The sequence below is a fragment of the Flavobacterium sp. N3904 genome (assembly GCF_025947305.1).
In the GTDB taxonomy this organism is placed as follows: domain Bacteria; phylum Bacteroidota; class Bacteroidia; order Flavobacteriales; family Flavobacteriaceae; genus Flavobacterium.
On sequence record NZ_CP110009.1, the window covers coordinates 3,931,048 to 3,946,494 of the forward strand.

At 30.5% G+C, this 15,447-nt stretch carries 17 protein-coding genes; all 17 read left to right on the top strand.

What is annotated here, in order from left to right:
- Positions 1-167 precede the first annotated feature (167 nt).
- The 17 genes from OLM57_RS16665 (at position 168) to OLM57_RS16745 (ending at position 14,998) form a co-directional block, all read left to right on the top strand.
- Entirely contained in the window at positions 168-1,679 is a 1,512-nt protein-coding gene (locus tag OLM57_RS16665) for a WG repeat-containing protein (protein ID WP_264564823.1), read from the top strand.
- A 202-nt stretch (positions 1,680-1,881) separates the two neighbouring features.
- Positions 1,882-2,292, top strand: a complete 411-nt coding sequence (locus OLM57_RS16670; protein ID WP_264564824.1) for a helix-turn-helix domain-containing protein — start codon at positions 1,882-1,884, stop codon at positions 2,290-2,292.
- Positions 2,289-3,128 (top strand): IS3 family transposase, encoded by an 840-nt coding sequence (locus OLM57_RS16675; RefSeq protein WP_264566895.1) that lies wholly within the window; start codon positions 2,289-2,291, stop codon positions 3,126-3,128. Before OLM57_RS16670 ends, OLM57_RS16675 begins: the two co-directional genes overlap by 4 nt.
- 140 nt (positions 3,129-3,268) lie before the next feature.
- Entirely contained in the window at positions 3,269-3,832 is a 564-nt protein-coding gene (locus tag OLM57_RS16680) for a hypothetical protein (RefSeq protein WP_264564825.1), read from the top strand.
- A gap of 183 nt (positions 3,833-4,015) precedes the next feature.
- The gene (locus OLM57_RS16685; RefSeq protein ID WP_264564826.1) at positions 4,016-4,552 is read left to right on the top strand and encodes a hypothetical protein; all 537 of its coding nucleotides are present in this window, start codon (positions 4,016-4,018) and stop codon (positions 4,550-4,552) included.
- Positions 4,553-4,854: 302 nt separating this feature from the next.
- The gene (locus tag OLM57_RS16690) at positions 4,855-5,265 is read left to right on the top strand and encodes a helix-turn-helix domain-containing protein (protein WP_264564824.1); all 411 of its coding nucleotides are present in this window, start codon (positions 4,855-4,857) and stop codon (positions 5,263-5,265) included.
- Positions 5,262-6,101: an IS3 family transposase gene (locus OLM57_RS16695; protein WP_264566895.1), complete on the top strand. Its 840-nt coding sequence runs from the start codon at positions 5,262-5,264 to the stop codon at positions 6,099-6,101. The genes OLM57_RS16690 and OLM57_RS16695 overlap by 4 nt, the downstream gene beginning before the upstream one ends.
- Before the next feature lie 138 nt (positions 6,102-6,239).
- On the top strand, positions 6,240-6,944 hold the full coding sequence (locus tag OLM57_RS16700) for a hypothetical protein (protein WP_264564827.1): 705 nt from the start codon (positions 6,240-6,242) through the stop codon (positions 6,942-6,944).
- Positions 6,945-7,101: 157 nt separating this feature from the next.
- Positions 7,102-8,130: a hypothetical protein gene (locus OLM57_RS16705; protein ID WP_264564828.1), complete on the top strand. Its 1,029-nt coding sequence runs from the start codon at positions 7,102-7,104 to the stop codon at positions 8,128-8,130.
- Positions 8,131-9,382: 1,252 nt separating this feature from the next.
- The gene (locus OLM57_RS16710; RefSeq protein ID WP_264564829.1) at positions 9,383-9,910 is read left to right on the top strand and encodes a hypothetical protein; all 528 of its coding nucleotides are present in this window, start codon (positions 9,383-9,385) and stop codon (positions 9,908-9,910) included.
- Positions 9,911-10,180: 270 nt separating this feature from the next.
- Entirely contained in the window at positions 10,181-10,666 is a 486-nt protein-coding gene (locus OLM57_RS16715) for a hypothetical protein (RefSeq protein ID WP_264564830.1), read from the top strand.
- 203 nt (positions 10,667-10,869) lie between these two features.
- Positions 10,870-11,280 carry a helix-turn-helix domain-containing protein gene (locus tag OLM57_RS16720; RefSeq protein WP_264564824.1) on the top strand — a complete coding sequence of 137 codons (411 nt, stop codon included), beginning with the start codon at positions 10,870-10,872 and terminating at the stop codon, positions 11,278-11,280.
- Complete coding sequence (locus OLM57_RS16725; RefSeq protein WP_264566895.1) at positions 11,277-12,116, top strand: IS3 family transposase; 840 nt, start codon at positions 11,277-11,279, stop codon at positions 12,114-12,116. The genes OLM57_RS16720 and OLM57_RS16725 overlap by 4 nt, the downstream gene beginning before the upstream one ends.
- Positions 12,117-12,307: 191 nt before the next feature.
- Positions 12,308-12,871 carry a GNAT family N-acetyltransferase gene (locus OLM57_RS16730; protein WP_264564831.1) on the top strand — a complete coding sequence of 188 codons (564 nt, stop codon included), beginning with the start codon at positions 12,308-12,310 and terminating at the stop codon, positions 12,869-12,871.
- 259 nt (positions 12,872-13,130) lie between these two features.
- Positions 13,131-13,586 (top strand): hypothetical protein, encoded by a 456-nt coding sequence (locus OLM57_RS16735; RefSeq protein ID WP_264564832.1) that lies wholly within the window; start codon positions 13,131-13,133, stop codon positions 13,584-13,586.
- Positions 13,587-14,234: 648 nt separating this feature from the next.
- Entirely contained in the window at positions 14,235-14,576 is a 342-nt protein-coding gene (locus OLM57_RS16740; protein WP_264564833.1) for a hypothetical protein, read from the top strand.
- Between the two features lie 50 nt (positions 14,577-14,626).
- Positions 14,627-14,998: a hypothetical protein gene (locus tag OLM57_RS16745; protein ID WP_264564834.1), complete on the top strand. Its 372-nt coding sequence runs from the start codon at positions 14,627-14,629 to the stop codon at positions 14,996-14,998.
- The last annotated feature ends 449 nt before the right edge of the window (positions 14,999-15,447 follow it).

Below are 15,447 nucleotides of genomic sequence, written 5' to 3' on the forward strand. Positions count from 1 at the left end.
GGTAACACACGCTACAAGCAATTTGGGTATTAGGCTTAATTTGAAATTGGTTTTGTATTTGGAAGATTTGGCAAACCCGAAAATAGAGCTTAATTTAGTCCCAAACTGCTTGTAGCGCGGGAACGTTGGCGGTAATAATCCCTCGAAATCGCGAAAAATAAGAATTTATGAAAATGTTAAAACTCTTTTTTTTACTATTTCCTTTAATCGCAATGAGTCAAAAAAAATTTGACTACATAAGAGAAAAGTTAGAACAAAATCACAAATATGAATATGTTTATAATTTTGAAAATAATTATGCTGTCTTCAGAACTTTCGACAATAAAATGGGAGTTATTGATAGCACCGAAAAAATAGTTATCAGACCTGTGTTTTCATTTATTTATAACAAAAAAGAACTCCAAAACCTATTCGAAGTTGGAAACGAAATAAATAACAAATTCAAGCGGGGATTTATCGATTTAAAAGGTAATGTTAAAATCCCAATTATATACGACGATGTTTTTTACATTGAAAAAGGTTTAATCAGAGTTTCAAAAGACAATAAATTCGGAGTTATAGATACTTTAAATAATATTATTTTACCAACTAAATTTGACTACATATCAACAGATAATAATTTAATCATTGCCGAAATTAAAGGACTAAATAATCTTTATGATTATCAAGGAAAACAAATAAGCAATTTGCAATTTACAGAGATTTCAAATTTCAGTAATAATAAAGCAATTATCGCCTTTCAGAATAAGTCAAATTCAATTATTGATAATCTTGGAAATATTGTTTTAAAACCTATTAAAGATTATTATTTCGAAAGAGTTTTAAATAATGATTTATATTTAATTAAAAATAATCAAAATGCTAAAGTTGGCGTAATGAATTCAAAAGGAGAATTTATTATTGAATGTAAATATGATGAAATAAAACAAGTAAAGTCTTTCTTTATTGCTAAAAGCAATAATAAAAAAGGATTTATTTCATTAACAGATTCTATAATAAAACCTTTTGTTTACGATGAAATTTATTTCAGCTATTTTGATGATGCAGTTTCTTTTGGAGACAACAATCTTGGAGATAATTACATTGTCCAAAAAGACAAATTATATGGCGTAATTAATCCTAACATTGAAAATGATATAATTCCATTGCGTTATAAAAATATTAGAACTTTATTTGATAAGTATTTTATAGTTCAGAATACTAAAAATGAAAATGGTTTGTTTTTTGAAAACGGTGAAAAAGTTCTAAATGAAGAATATATATTTTTTAATGTATTTGAAAAGAGAATCTTTGCATCTAGAAACAACAAACACTTTTTGGTTCACTTAAAAGAAACAAAATATACTGAAAACGAAGCATTTGTAGATGAGTTTGTAAAATTTAAAGATGAACAAGAATTTCCAAAAAATGCAAATCAAATATTTAAATCAAAAGGAAAATTTGGAGTTATAAATTATGAAAACAACATAATTATTCCTTGCGAATATGAATTAATAGAAAACATTTATCTTTCAAAAGAATTTATTGTTAAGAAAAACAACAAATTTGGAATAGTCAATTCAGAAAATAAAATTGTTGTAGACATTGGATATGATGAATTCAAAAAGTTAAAAGAATCTATATTATTTACAAAAGAGAATAAAAAAATTAAAAAGTATCACGAGATAACATACAAATAATTACTACCGCCAACACACGCTACAAGCAATTTGGGGATTAGGATTAATGGAAAATGGTTTTGTATTTGGAAGATTTGGCAAATCCGAAAATTGGGCTTAATTTAGTCCCAAACTGCTTGTAGCGCGGGAACGTTATAGGTAACCGTAAAAACTGACAAATCCTGAAATAGGTTGACTAAAAATTAAACACTTTTAGTAAACTATGGAACCCACAAAAAAAGAACACTGTCCAAAAATTGAGTACAAAAAAATCGGTTTTGACTTAAAACTTTCCATCATTGACCAAATTTCTAACGGTCAAATTTCCCTAAATCATGCTTCAAAATTACATGGAATTTCTCGCTCTTCAATAACGTATTGGATGAAAAAATTACGTTCCTTTGAACAAAACTCCAAAACTATGAGCAAAAATCAAGAACTAAAAAAACTTAAAGAGCGTATCGAAGAACTGGAATTCATTAAAGACTTTCAACAAATGATAATTGCTGATTTTGAAGTAAGTACTAATCTTGATTTTGCAAAAAAGTCATTGCCCGAAGCATTGCTAAAAGAAGTGGAGAAAAAGAAAAAAGACCTTTTAAAATCAAATGGTTCTCCAGGTGCTTCGGAATAAGCACTCAGGCTTATTACAAACGAATTAATAAACAGAATATTGAGGATTTAGAGGCTCAAAAAATCAAAAAACTCATCACTCCTATTCGCCAAAAAATGGCTCGATATGGAGCCAAAAAACTCTATCTTGACTTGAAAGATGACTTTAAAAAAAATGATATAAAAATAGGTAGAGACAAGTTCTTTCATTTTTTAAGATATCACAATTTATTAATACCAAAAACAAAGCTTTATCACATTACAACCGACTCTAAACATGGATTTTACAAATCAAAAGACTTACTTGTCAACCTTGAAATAAAACATGCTGAACAGGTATTTGTCAGTGATATAACTTACATTAAACTCACATCTCAGCATGCCTATTTAGCCTTAGTCACAGACGTTTATTCAAAGAAAATCATGGGTTATAAAATTGATACAAATATGCGCGTACAATTGGTCAAAGATGCTTTAGTAATGGCTGTTAAAAATAGACGTTACATCAATATAAATCTAATCCATCATTCCGATAGAGGGATGCAATATTGTTGTCCAGATTTTGCTGAATTTGCTAAATCTAAGAACATTATTTTAAGTACAACACAAAATTCCAGCCCATATGAAAATGCTGTTGCAGAAAGAATTAATGGAATATTAAAACACGAATTTGGATTAAATAAAACAATTCCAAACTTAAAAACAGCTCAAAAAATGGTAAAACAAGCAATAGAAATTTACAACAACGAACGTAGACATTGCTCTCTGGGAATGAAAACACCTGAATTTGCACACGTGAATCAAATCCACAAATACAAATCCTATAAGAAGAATAAAATCGCTATTTTAGTTGCGTAGGAATGTTGACAAGTTTGGAAAAAAATCCCTTCAAAGATTTTTTCTAAACTTATCAATATTACGTCTACAATCACCTATTTTTGAAATTATAAAACAACCAAAAATAGTCAACCAATATCAGGACAAGACAAACGAAAACAATGATATTAACACAAGAACATTTGGACTTTGAAAAATTCAGCCGACACCTCCTTGGGCTGACAATTATTAAAGTTGAATATTCTGAAATTAATTACGAGCCGACAAACCCTAGACCAAACTATCCGACAAAATACAAAAACCTTGACTCAGTTGACTTCTCAATCTTTCTTCATACCGACAGTGAAAAATTGGTTGAGATTTATTGGGATGACAAATTTTTTCAATTTGGTATTGGCATTAAAATAAACGAGCAATCTGATTTTTCTGGAAATATAAAATGGAATGTTTCGCCGAACGACCTTTGGAAAAAATTTATTGGAACAAAAATTACAAACATAAATATTACTTGGGAAACAGTTACAACAACAGAAGAAAAGACACAGAAGACTAAGAAATTTATATATCCGCAAGACATAAAAATTACTTTTTCAAATGACAAGAATTTGTTTGTAAGTGTAGCTGGTTTTTTAGACCAAAACGACGAAGAAGTTTATGGGATGCTTGACAATTTAACCGTGACGGACAACGAAGAATTGGCAAAACAAGTAAAAATGATAAATTGAGTATCTAAACGGCCAAAACGGCTACCTATAACACACGCTACAAGCAATTTGGGTATTAGGCATAATGGAAAAATTGGTTTGTATTTGGAAGATTTGGCAAATCCGAATAATGGGCTTAATTTAGTCCCAAACTGCTTGTAGCGCGGGGACGTTAGGTAGCATAACACAAAAAAATCAGGAAAAATGAAGACATTTTATTATTTAATATTATTCTCTTTTCTAATTTCAGCTTGCCATAAAAAAGAAAACGAATGTGATTCTTTAAAATCCTATATTTATTCAGACGCAACAGAAGCAAGAGTGTGTACGTCAAAACTTACATGTGGAGACACAGTATTTCGAACTGAATATTATCCAACTCAGAAATCTTACTTTGCACTAAATGGACAAAAGCAAAAACTTAAAATAGATTCATTAATAAAGCAAGTCGATTTTACAAATCTAGAAAAAGAATATATTGAAGAATCCTTACAAGATGGACACGCATTTAAAATAATCATTCACAATCAAAACAAATTTGATTCTATATTTGTTTATGGAAAAAAAGCACCAAAGAATATCTATCAAATTTCGAATGAATTTAATAAAATACTTAAATCATTAACGTTCGTTCCATATACAAAAGATATAGATTATGGTAAACATCAAATAAGACTCCTTCCGCCACCTCCGCCACCTAAAAATATGGACAAAATAATTTTTAAAAAGAACTCACAATAATCATTTTTAAAATAGCTAAGTTTATCATCACGGAATCTGACAAACTTTGCCTAATTCGATGTGGAAAACAAGCGGAAATGGAAAAGAATTGCGCATAAAGTTACGCTACCTAACACACGCTACAAGCAATTTGGGGATTTGGCTAAATTTGAAATTGGTTTTGTATTTGGAAGATTTGGCAAATCCGAAGAATGGTCTTAATTTAGTCCCAAACTGCTTGTAGCGCGAGAACGTTGGTGGCAAGCAAAACAGTGACAAATCCTGAAATAGGTTGACTAAAAATTAAACACTTTTAGTAAACTATGGAACCCACAAAAAAAGAACACTGTCCAAAAATTGAGTACAAAAAAATCGGTTTTGACTTAAAACTTTCCATCATTGACCAAATTTCTAACGGTCAAATTTCCCTAAATCATGCTTCAAAATTACATGGAATTTCTCGCTCTTCAATAACGTATTGGATGAAAAAATTACGTTCCTTTGAACAAAACTCCAAAACTATGAGCAAAAATCAAGAACTAAAAAAACTTAAAGAGCGTATCGAAGAACTGGAATTCATTAAAGACTTTCAACAAATGATAATTGCTGATTTTGAAGTAAGTACTAATCTTGATTTTGCAAAAAAGTCATTGCCCGAAGCATTGCTAAAAGAAGTGGAGAAAAAGAAAAAAGACCTTTTAAAATCAAATGGTTCTCCAGGTGCTTCGGAATAAGCACTCAGGCTTATTACAAACGAATTAATAAACAGAATATTGAGGATTTAGAGGCTCAAAAAATCAAAAAACTCATCACTCCTATTCGCCAAAAAATGGCTCGATATGGAGCCAAAAAACTCTATCTTGACTTGAAAGATGACTTTAAAAAAAATGATATAAAAATAGGTAGAGACAAGTTCTTTCATTTTTTAAGATATCACAATTTATTAATACCAAAAACAAAGCTTTATCACATTACAACCGACTCTAAACATGGATTTTACAAATCAAAAGACTTACTTGTCAACCTTGAAATAAAACATGCTGAACAGGTATTTGTCAGTGATATAACTTACATTAAACTCACATCTCAGCATGCCTATTTAGCCTTAGTCACAGACGTTTATTCAAAGAAAATCATGGGTTATAAAATTGATACAAATATGCGCGTACAATTGGTCAAAGATGCTTTAGTAATGGCTGTTAAAAATAGACGTTACATCAATATAAATCTAATCCATCATTCCGATAGAGGGATGCAATATTGTTGTCCAGATTTTGCTGAATTTGCTAAATCTAAGAACATTATTTTAAGTACAACACAAAATTCCAGCCCATATGAAAATGCTGTTGCAGAAAGAATTAATGGAATATTAAAACACGAATTTGGATTAAATAAAACAATTCCAAACTTAAAAACAGCTCAAAAAATGGTAAAACAAGCAATAGAAATTTACAACAACGAACGTAGACATTGCTCTCTGGGAATGAAAACACCTGAATTTGCACACGTGAATCAAATCCACAAATACAAATCCTATAAGAAGAATAAAATCGCTATTTTAGTTGCGTAGGAATGTTGACAAGTTTGGAAAAAAATCCCTTCAAAGATTTTTTCTAAACTTATCAATATTACGGCTACAATCACCTATTTTTGAAATTATAAAACAACCAAAAATAGTCAACCTATATCAGGACAAGACACAGAAATCGTGAAACTGACAAAAATTACAGACAAAGGCAAGACGGGAAACTTTGACGTTGGACAGGGTGAAATATTGATTTGCAGTTGGAATGACGGAGCAAATCCTGACTTCTATGCTTTTGACAATTCCAAAATTATAAAACAAGTAAACGAAGAGTATTTTGCAAAAGCAGTTGTTGGAGAAAATCATAAGAAAATAGCTGAAATATTGCCTGAAAAAATTCATAATTATAGAATTACAAAAAGTAATAATGGAGAAATATACTTTTGTACATTTCAAGAAGGAATAATTTATGGCTTTGACAAATTGGGAAATTCAATTTTAAATTGGAATATAGAAGTTGGCGAAGGACATCCAATCTATGACATAAAATATCAAGAACCTGATTTTTTATGGCTTGCCTTCCCGACAGGACAAACCGTTACACAAGTATGTCTAACTAGTCGAAAAGAAGTTTTTAAAATTGGCGAATATAGTTGGGACGACAATTGTGAGCCACTTAGCTATCCTGAAAGTATTTTTATTGGTGACAATAATTTATACATTCCCAATATGGGTAACAAAAAACTTTTCAAAGTTGACCTATTAACAAAAAATATTGACTTGATAACGACATTTGAAGAGAGAATTTGGCAATATGGAGAAACCGAAATTGGAACTTTTTTAGTAACAGACACAGGAATTTATGAACTTGAAAAAAACACAGAATAAATTGCCTGCCACCAACACACGCTACAAGCAATTTGGGTATTAGGCTTAATTTGAAATTGGTTTTGTATTTGGGAGATTTGGCAAATCCGAAAATAGGGCTTAATTTAGTCCCAAACTACTTGTAGCGCCAGGACGTTAGCGGTAATATAAATCAAAAATGAGTTTAAAAGAAAAATTTTTAGAAGCTAAAACTATCTTATTTCAAAAATATTGGGTTGACCCAGTATGGAGTAAAGTTATATCTGCAATTATCATTGCGATTGGAACAGCTTTATACATTATAGTGAAAAGCATCTATAATAAAATTTCATTTTTATCAACAACACAACAAGTAGTTTCCTATTTTCAATCCTCTACAAAACTAAATAACTTAGTTATATGGATAAGTTTATTTATAATTTGTTGGGCGCTAATTATCTTTACACAATCAATATTAAAAAAGCTAAATACAAATAAAGAGAAAACCAATTCAACAAATGATGCTGAAGAACTTCCTGTAATTTATGACCACTCTACAACTTTTTTTGCATATCGGTTAGCAAGTGCATTTCCAGGTCAAAGAGGTTTAGAATGGTATGATTCCAAAACAGCTGTAAATAGATTGAAAATTGTTTTTCAAGATCCAATTGATTTTAAGCCCAATATTAATTCTGAGTATGTTTCAGATCCATTATGGTGGTTTAGAGGACATCGATCAATGTTCATTAAAAAATTTAAGCAATTATCGAAAACAAAAATCTTATTAGGAATTGATGAATTAGAAATTAACCGTATTGCAGTTTTTGTAAGTGATTCATATTACAAATGCTTTATTTATATAGAGACCAAAGGAGAAAAGCAAATCGGATTATATAATAGAACTGAGGAAGAAATAAAAAATTCTGTAGGCCATTTTGGATATTGTTGGGAAGAATATGCTTTAATGGGGAAAAGACCAATCAGTCGAGAACATTATGATGATGGAGCAACAATTATAAATGGTAAAGTTGTAGAGACATCCCAAACAGAACTGCGAGTTAGATATTTATCAAATTATAATTTTCTACTTACAGCTAAAGAATCTCCTTATAATTCAAGAAAATTTGATAGAGAATCTCAAGATTATTTTGATAAAATATTAAAAGATGAAATAGCTCCTGAAACCTTTTTTGATTATTTAGATACATTTAGAAAACACGAGGAATAGATACTACCGCTAACACACGCTACAAGCAATTTGGGTATTAGGCTTAATTTGAAATTGGTTTTGTATTTGGCAGATTTGGCAAATCCGAATAATGGGCTTAATTTAGTCCCAAACTACTTGTAGCGCGGGGACGTTATGCGGGAGTTGGGCGAAAAAAAAAAACATTTCAGTTAAAATCACGTTTTTAAAAAGCATATAGTTGCGCTGAAAATCGAAATATAGAAACTTAAAATTGGAGTTTTAGTCTGGAATTTGAAAAGCTTAAACTAGAATTTTGGAGTTTCTAAACTGAATTCTAAATGTAAAACTTGAAATGTAGAAACTTGAAAAGCAAACTTGAGTTTCAGACTTTACAAACTGAATCTGAAAAGCAGAACTTGAAAATTGGAGTTTTAAATTGGATTGCAAAAATTGAAACTTAAATATTGAAGTTTCATCGAAAATAAAAATAAATAATCGTTTTGGTTTTTAAACTGAAACGAAAAACGGGAATAAAATTTAGCAAAGATTTGGGCAAGAATTAGGTTTTTAGTCGGCCAAAATTAGGCTGAAAATCGATTAATAATTGAGAATATCAGCTAGAAACAACCCCCGCATAACACTTGCTACTAGTGATTTGGGCAATTGGTTTAAGGGGAAAATGGTTTTGTATTTGGGATTTTTAGGCAAATCCGAAAATAAGGCTTAATTTAGTCCCAAACCACTAGTAGCAAGGGAACGTTAGGGTGTATAGCTGTTGACGATCAAAAGTCGATTATAATCAGAAACTTTAGTTCGGAAAATACATAACGAAGCAGAAACCGAGCTGGCCGAAATCTGAACTCAAATCTGAACCGAAATTCGAACCGAAATCTGAAACTTAATTGTTGCGGACAAAGAAACGTGAACTGCTTTATGGAAAACCGAAAGCGGAATATTTTTGTCGATTTTACTTGAGGTTTAACTGAAACTTGAAGTTCAAAAACGGAAACTATTTGGAACGGAAATCGGAAGGCGGAAAAGTTACCGAAATCGGAATCGACAATTGGGAAGTCTAATCGTTCGTGCTCAGCATCGTCAAGCTACACACCCTAACACACGCTACAAGCAATTTGGGCATTTGGCTTAAAGCAAAAATTGATTTGTATTTGGAAGATTTGGCAAATCCGAAAATAGGGCTTAATTTAGTCCCAAACTGCTTGTAGCGCGGGGACGTTAGTGGCAAGCTTACCGCAGAAACGAAAAAAACTTCAATAAAATCTACTAAAACTGAATGGCAATTTATCAATATTATTTAGCATTTATTCCGAAAGTCGGTTTGCTAAAAAAACACGGAGTAATTCCAACAGAAATAAATGTAAATACAGAAGATGGATATTTTGATGCCAATACTGAACAATATTGGGAATTGGCTGAAATAAATTTCGACAACGTTAAACTTGAAATTGACAAGTTAATCGAGAAAGCGGATTGGGGAAACGATGAAGAATGTTTCATTTGGAAGACAGAAACAAATGTATTGGATAATGATGCATCAATGTCTATAAATGCAGAAACTAAAAAGATTGAACATCTTTCGTTTAGAGCAGATTTAAGAGAACCCCAATTGAAATTTTTAAATGGAATGTTAGATTTGGCTAAAAAAAAGGAAATGTTGCTTATGGACAGAAAAGGAAAAATCTTCTCACCTCAATACAATGAAATTGAAAATTATATAAAAAACTCAAACTCCTTTAAATTTATTGAAAATCCTGAAAAATTTTTAGACGATTTGAGTAAAGGAAAAATAACTATTGAATAAAAAGCCAGCCACTAACACACGCTACAAGCAATTTGGGTATTTGGTTTAATTTGAAATTGGTTTTGTATTTGGAAGATTTGGCAAATCCGAAAAATGGGCTTAATTTAGTCCCAAACTACTTGTAGCGCGGGAACGTTAGCAGTAATACTCTCAAAAATCACAGAAAATTTGAACTTAACCAGAATTAATCAAAACATCAAAAAAATCCATTTCTTAATTTTAGGATTTGTATTTCTGAATTTTACTATTCAACTAACAACTAATTATGGATTGAATACAAAACTGATATTCATTCTTAAATGCATAATTTATCTTTCAGGATTTACATTGTTTTTTTTAAATAGAAAACCAATAAAAAAAATTACTTTCTATTACTCTTACTATTTGTTTTCCCTTATCATACTAATTTTGTTCAGAATTTTTGGTGGAATATTTTTAGGATTATTATCATCTTTAATTTTGTTTCCAATATATCCTAAGGAGGTCAAATATGAAAAAGACAACTTAAAAGTATATGAAAAATTTACTGGCTTTTTAGGTGCGTGTTGTCAATATGAAATAGTTGAAAACAAACTTCTAATCTTTGAAAAAAAATATGGGTTTATAAAACTTGAAGGACAAATAGAAGCCGAAAAAAGTGAAATAAAGTTGGTTAATAATATTGTAGAATATAAACACAAAGTAAGAAATTACAATTATGAATATCAAAAGGAAATTGAAACTGACACTTTAGAGAAAATTGAAGTAAGCGAATAAGTACTACTGCTAACACACGCTACAAGCAATTTGGGTATTAGGCTTAATTTGAAGTTGGTCTTGTATTTGGAAGATTTGGCAAATCCGAAAATAGGACTTAATTTAGTCCCAAACTGCTTGTAGCGCGGGAACGTTATAGGTAACCGTAAAAACTGACAAATCCTGAAATAGGTTGACTAAAAATTAAACACTTTTAGTAAACTATGGAACCCACAAAAAAAGAACACTGTCCAAAAATTGAGTACAAAAAAATCGGTTTTGACTTAAAACTTTCCATCATTGACCAAATTTCTAACGGTCAAATTTCCCTAAATCATGCTTCAAAATTACATGGAATTTCTCGCTCTTCAATAACGTATTGGATGAAAAAATTACGTTCCTTTGAACAAAACTCCAAAACTATGAGCAAAAATCAAGAACTAAAAAAACTTAAAGAGCGTATCGAAGAACTGGAATTCATTAAAGACTTTCAACAAATGATAATTGCTGATTTTGAAGTAAGTACTAATCTTGATTTTGCAAAAAAGTCATTGCCCGAAGCATTGCTAAAAGAAGTGGAGAAAAAGAAAAAAGACCTTTTAAAATCAAATGGTTCTCCAGGTGCTTCGGAATAAGCACTCAGGCTTATTACAAACGAATTAATAAACAGAATATTGAGGATTTAGAGGCTCAAAAAATCAAAAAACTCATCACTCCTATTCGCCAAAAAATGGCTCGATATGGAGCCAAAAAACTCTATCTTGACTTGAAAGATGACTTTAAAAAAAATGATATAAAAATAGGTAGAGACAAGTTCTTTCATTTTTTAAGATATCACAATTTATTAATACCAAAAACAAAGCTTTATCACATTACAACCGACTCTAAACATGGATTTTACAAATCAAAAGACTTACTTGTCAACCTTGAAATAAAACATGCTGAACAGGTATTTGTCAGTGATATAACTTACATTAAACTCACATCTCAGCATGCCTATTTAGCCTTAGTCACAGACGTTTATTCAAAGAAAATCATGGGTTATAAAATTGATACAAATATGCGCGTACAATTGGTCAAAGATGCTTTAGTAATGGCTGTTAAAAATAGACGTTACATCAATATAAATCTAATCCATCATTCCGATAGAGGGATGCAATATTGTTGTCCAGATTTTGCTGAATTTGCTAAATCTAAGAACATTATTTTAAGTACAACACAAAATTCCAGCCCATATGAAAATGCTGTTGCAGAAAGAATTAATGGAATATTAAAACACGAATTTGGATTAAATAAAACAATTCCAAACTTAAAAACAGCTCAAAAAATGGTAAAACAAGCAATAGAAATTTACAACAACGAACGTAGACATTGCTCTCTGGGAATGAAAACACCTGAATTTGCACACGTGAATCAAATCCACAAATACAAATCCTATAAGAAGAATAAAATCGCTATTTTAGTTGCGTAGGAATGTTGACAAGTTTGGAAAAAAATCCCTTCAAAGATTTTTTCTAAACTTATCAATATTACGTCTACAATCACCTATTTTTGAAATTATAAAACAACCAAAAATAGTCAACCAATATCAGGACAAGACAGAAAATCAGAACTTAAGAAACAAACTTCCAATACTAAATACAAATATTCACAATTACAAAAATGGATTTAGAAAAATTTTTCTCATCTGAATTGATTCTTGAAAACGAATCAATTTTATTGCGCCCATTATCTTTTGATGATATCGACAAAATAGAATCTATAAGCTATAATAAAGAATTAGGCGAATTTGGAGCAAAAGTAAAAAACAGAGATGATTTAATGAATTATTTTAAATTCTGTCTAAATTCAAAAAAGGAAAAAGAACTTTACCCTCTAATAATTATTAGGAAAGAAGATAATAGTCCAATAGGATTGACAATGTTTGGAAATTTTAGTTTTCAAAATAAGAGATTAGAAATAGGATGGACTTGGATTGGTGAAAAGTTTCAGGGAACAGGTATAAATGCAATTTGTAAAGCACTTCTCTTAGATTATTGTTTTAATACTCTAAATTTAAGAAGAGTAGAATTTAAGATTGATGTAAAAAACCTAAAATCACAAAAGGCAATAGAAAAAATCGGAGCCATTAAAGAGGGATTTTTAAGAAATTACAACATTCAATCTTACGGAGATAGTGATGGAACGTATGTTTATAGTATTTTAAAAGAAGAATGGAAAAATTGATTGTTGCAAAACGTAGATAAGAAAGAAATCGTAAAGTAGAAAACACTCAAGCCAATCATTGTCTAAAAAAAAGCAATAGAAACGGAAATGGTTTGCGCATATTGTTACGCCCTACAACACACGCTACAAGCAATTTGGGCATTTGGCTTAAAGGAAAAATTGGTTTGTATTAGGAAGATTTGGCAAATCCGAAAATAGGGCTTAATTTAGTCCCAAACTGCTTGTAGCGCGGGGACGTTATGGGCAAGTCCAACACGAAATGAAAAAACGACAACACTTTAAGAGAATTTTAACATTACTTTGCTGTTCATTTAGCTTACAAAGTTGTTTTTTAGATTGTTCATATCACGAGAAAGTTGAATTTGACAACTCTCGTAAGTTTGTAAAAGTGCTTTCCGAAAATTATTGTATTATCTCAATCAAACTAACAGAATATGAGCCTATGGAAGGTTATATCAGAGAAATTGAAAATAATACTGTGAAAATAGATTTTGACAAAAGCAAACTTGTAAAAAATATTGAATTGCCTGAGTTACTTAATGTGAAGGAAAACGATTTTAACCAAGCGTTAATTGATAAGAAATTCATTGAATATGAAATCGTGTTAGAGGAAATTGAGCCGAGAAAACACTCCGAAGACACAAAGTATATTCAATTTGTAAGTGAACAAGTTGACAAAGGAGAAAAAATCTTTGAAAGTGAAGGATGTAAATAAGCCCTGCCCATAACACACGCTACAAGCAATTTGGGCATTAGGCTTAATTTTAAATTGGTTTTGTATTTGGAAGATTTGGCAAATCCGAAGAATGGGCTTAATTTAGTCCCAAACTACTTGTAGCGCGGGGACGTTAGGGTGTATAGCTGTTGACGATCAAAAGTCGATTATAATCAGAAACTTTAGTTCGGAAAATACATAACGAAGCAGAAACCGAGCTGGCCGAAATCTGAACTCAAATCTGAACCGAAATTCGAACCGAAATCTGAAACTTAATTGTTGCGGACAAAGAAACGTGAACTGCTTTATGGAAAACCGAAAGCGGAATATTTTTGTCGATTTTACTTGAGGTTTAACTGAAACTTGAAGTTCAAAAACGGAAACTATTTGGAACGGAAATCGGAAGGCGGAAAAGTTACCGAAATCGGAATCGACAATTGGGAAGTCTAATCGTTCGTGCTCAGCATCGTCAAGCTACACACCCTAACACACGCTACAAGCAATTTGGGCATTTGGCTTAAAGCAAAAATTGATTTGTATTTGGAAGATTTGGCAAATCCGAAAATAGGGCTTAATTTAGTCCCAAACTGCTTGTAGCGCGGGGACGTTAGCCGTCAGTTTACCAGAACGTAGAAAAAACCGAACATAATGAAAAAATATAATTATTTCTTTTACTTTTTTCTCTTCATATTAATAAGTAGTTGTTCTAAAAAGAATGACAAAAATATTGAAAAATCAATTCAAAATGCAATTGAAAGATTTCCTCAATTAAAAACTACTAAAAAAACCTGTGGAAATGATTACAAACTTGTTAAAAGTGTAAAAAATGGAGAATTTGATTTTGAAATTCAATTATTTTCTGAACCAGACAGCATAAAAGATAAACAGCAAATAATTGTTCTGATTAATTCAAAAAAGAATGTTCATCAATTCCATTCTTTAACAATAAATACAAAGACTTTTGGGAATTTCCATTTGATAAACCAATAAAAAACGTAAGTAAAATAGCATCAACTTTCAAAGTTGAATTAAATAATGCTTTGAGCATATTCCCAGAGCCAAAAAATCCTAGAAAAGACAAAAATGTAAAGTATGAAGTGGTAAATGAAATGTTGCAATCGTTGTTGATTACAAAAAATTTAGAAGAAAAAGACAGCGTACTTATTTATAGAACGTTAATTTCAAATTCAAATATACCAGAAGAAGTTTCTGATTCTGCAATTGTAAGACTTCGTAAAAATTATGAAAAAATGAAAAGAGAATGGCATCCAAAAGATTTCATAAGTCATTATAATTGTTATTTTGATAGAAGAAATGCGAGAATATATCAACTAAACTATAACAAAAAAACTAAAGGTTTTGATGTGAAAAGTTACAGACAAGATTGGGGATTTACTCAATTGAATTTATAAAACCGAACGGCTAACACACGCTACAAGCAATTTGGGTATTAGGCTTAATTTAAAATTGGTTTTGTATTTGGAAGATTTGGCAAATCCGAATAATGGGCTTAATTTAGTCCCAAACTACTTGTAGCGCGGGAACGTTATGCGGGAGTTGGGCGGAAAAAAAACATTTCAGTTAAAATCACGTTTTTAAAAAGCATATAGTTGCGCTGAAAATCGAAATATAGAAACTTAAAATTGGAGTTTTAGTCTGGAATTTGAAAAGCTTAAACTAGAATTTTGAAGTTTCTAAACTGAATTCTAAATGTAAAACTTGAAATGTAGAAACTTGAAAAGCAAACTTGAGTTTCAGACTTTACAAACTGAATCTGAAAAGCAGAACTAGAAAATTGGAGTTTTAAATTGGATTGCAAAAATTGAAACTTAAATATTGAAGTTTCATCGAAAATAAAAAT

Bases quoted from the DNA above. Each gene is read 5' to 3' on its own strand.
- OLM57_RS16665 (WP_264564823.1), top strand. From the start codon at position 168: ATGAAAATGTTAAAACTCTTTTTTTTACTATTTCCTTTAATCGCAATG.
- OLM57_RS16670 (WP_264564824.1), top strand. From the start codon at position 1,882: ATGGAACCCACAAAAAAAGAACACTGTCCAAAAATTGAGTACAAAAAA.
- OLM57_RS16680 (WP_264564825.1), top strand. From the start codon at position 3,269: ATGATATTAACACAAGAACATTTGGACTTTGAAAAATTCAGCCGACAC.
- OLM57_RS16685 (WP_264564826.1), top strand. From the start codon at position 4,016: ATGAAGACATTTTATTATTTAATATTATTCTCTTTTCTAATTTCAGCT.
- OLM57_RS16690 (WP_264564824.1), top strand. From the start codon at position 4,855: ATGGAACCCACAAAAAAAGAACACTGTCCAAAAATTGAGTACAAAAAA.
- OLM57_RS16705 (WP_264564828.1), top strand. From the start codon at position 7,102: ATGAGTTTAAAAGAAAAATTTTTAGAAGCTAAAACTATCTTATTTCAA.
- OLM57_RS16710 (WP_264564829.1), top strand. From the start codon at position 9,383: ATGGCAATTTATCAATATTATTTAGCATTTATTCCGAAAGTCGGTTTG.
- OLM57_RS16720 (WP_264564824.1), top strand. From the start codon at position 10,870: ATGGAACCCACAAAAAAAGAACACTGTCCAAAAATTGAGTACAAAAAA.
- OLM57_RS16730 (WP_264564831.1), top strand. From the start codon at position 12,308: ATGGATTTAGAAAAATTTTTCTCATCTGAATTGATTCTTGAAAACGAA.
- OLM57_RS16735 (WP_264564832.1), top strand. From the start codon at position 13,131: ATGAAAAAACGACAACACTTTAAGAGAATTTTAACATTACTTTGCTGT.
- OLM57_RS16740 (WP_264564833.1), top strand. From the start codon at position 14,235: ATGAAAAAATATAATTATTTCTTTTACTTTTTTCTCTTCATATTAATA.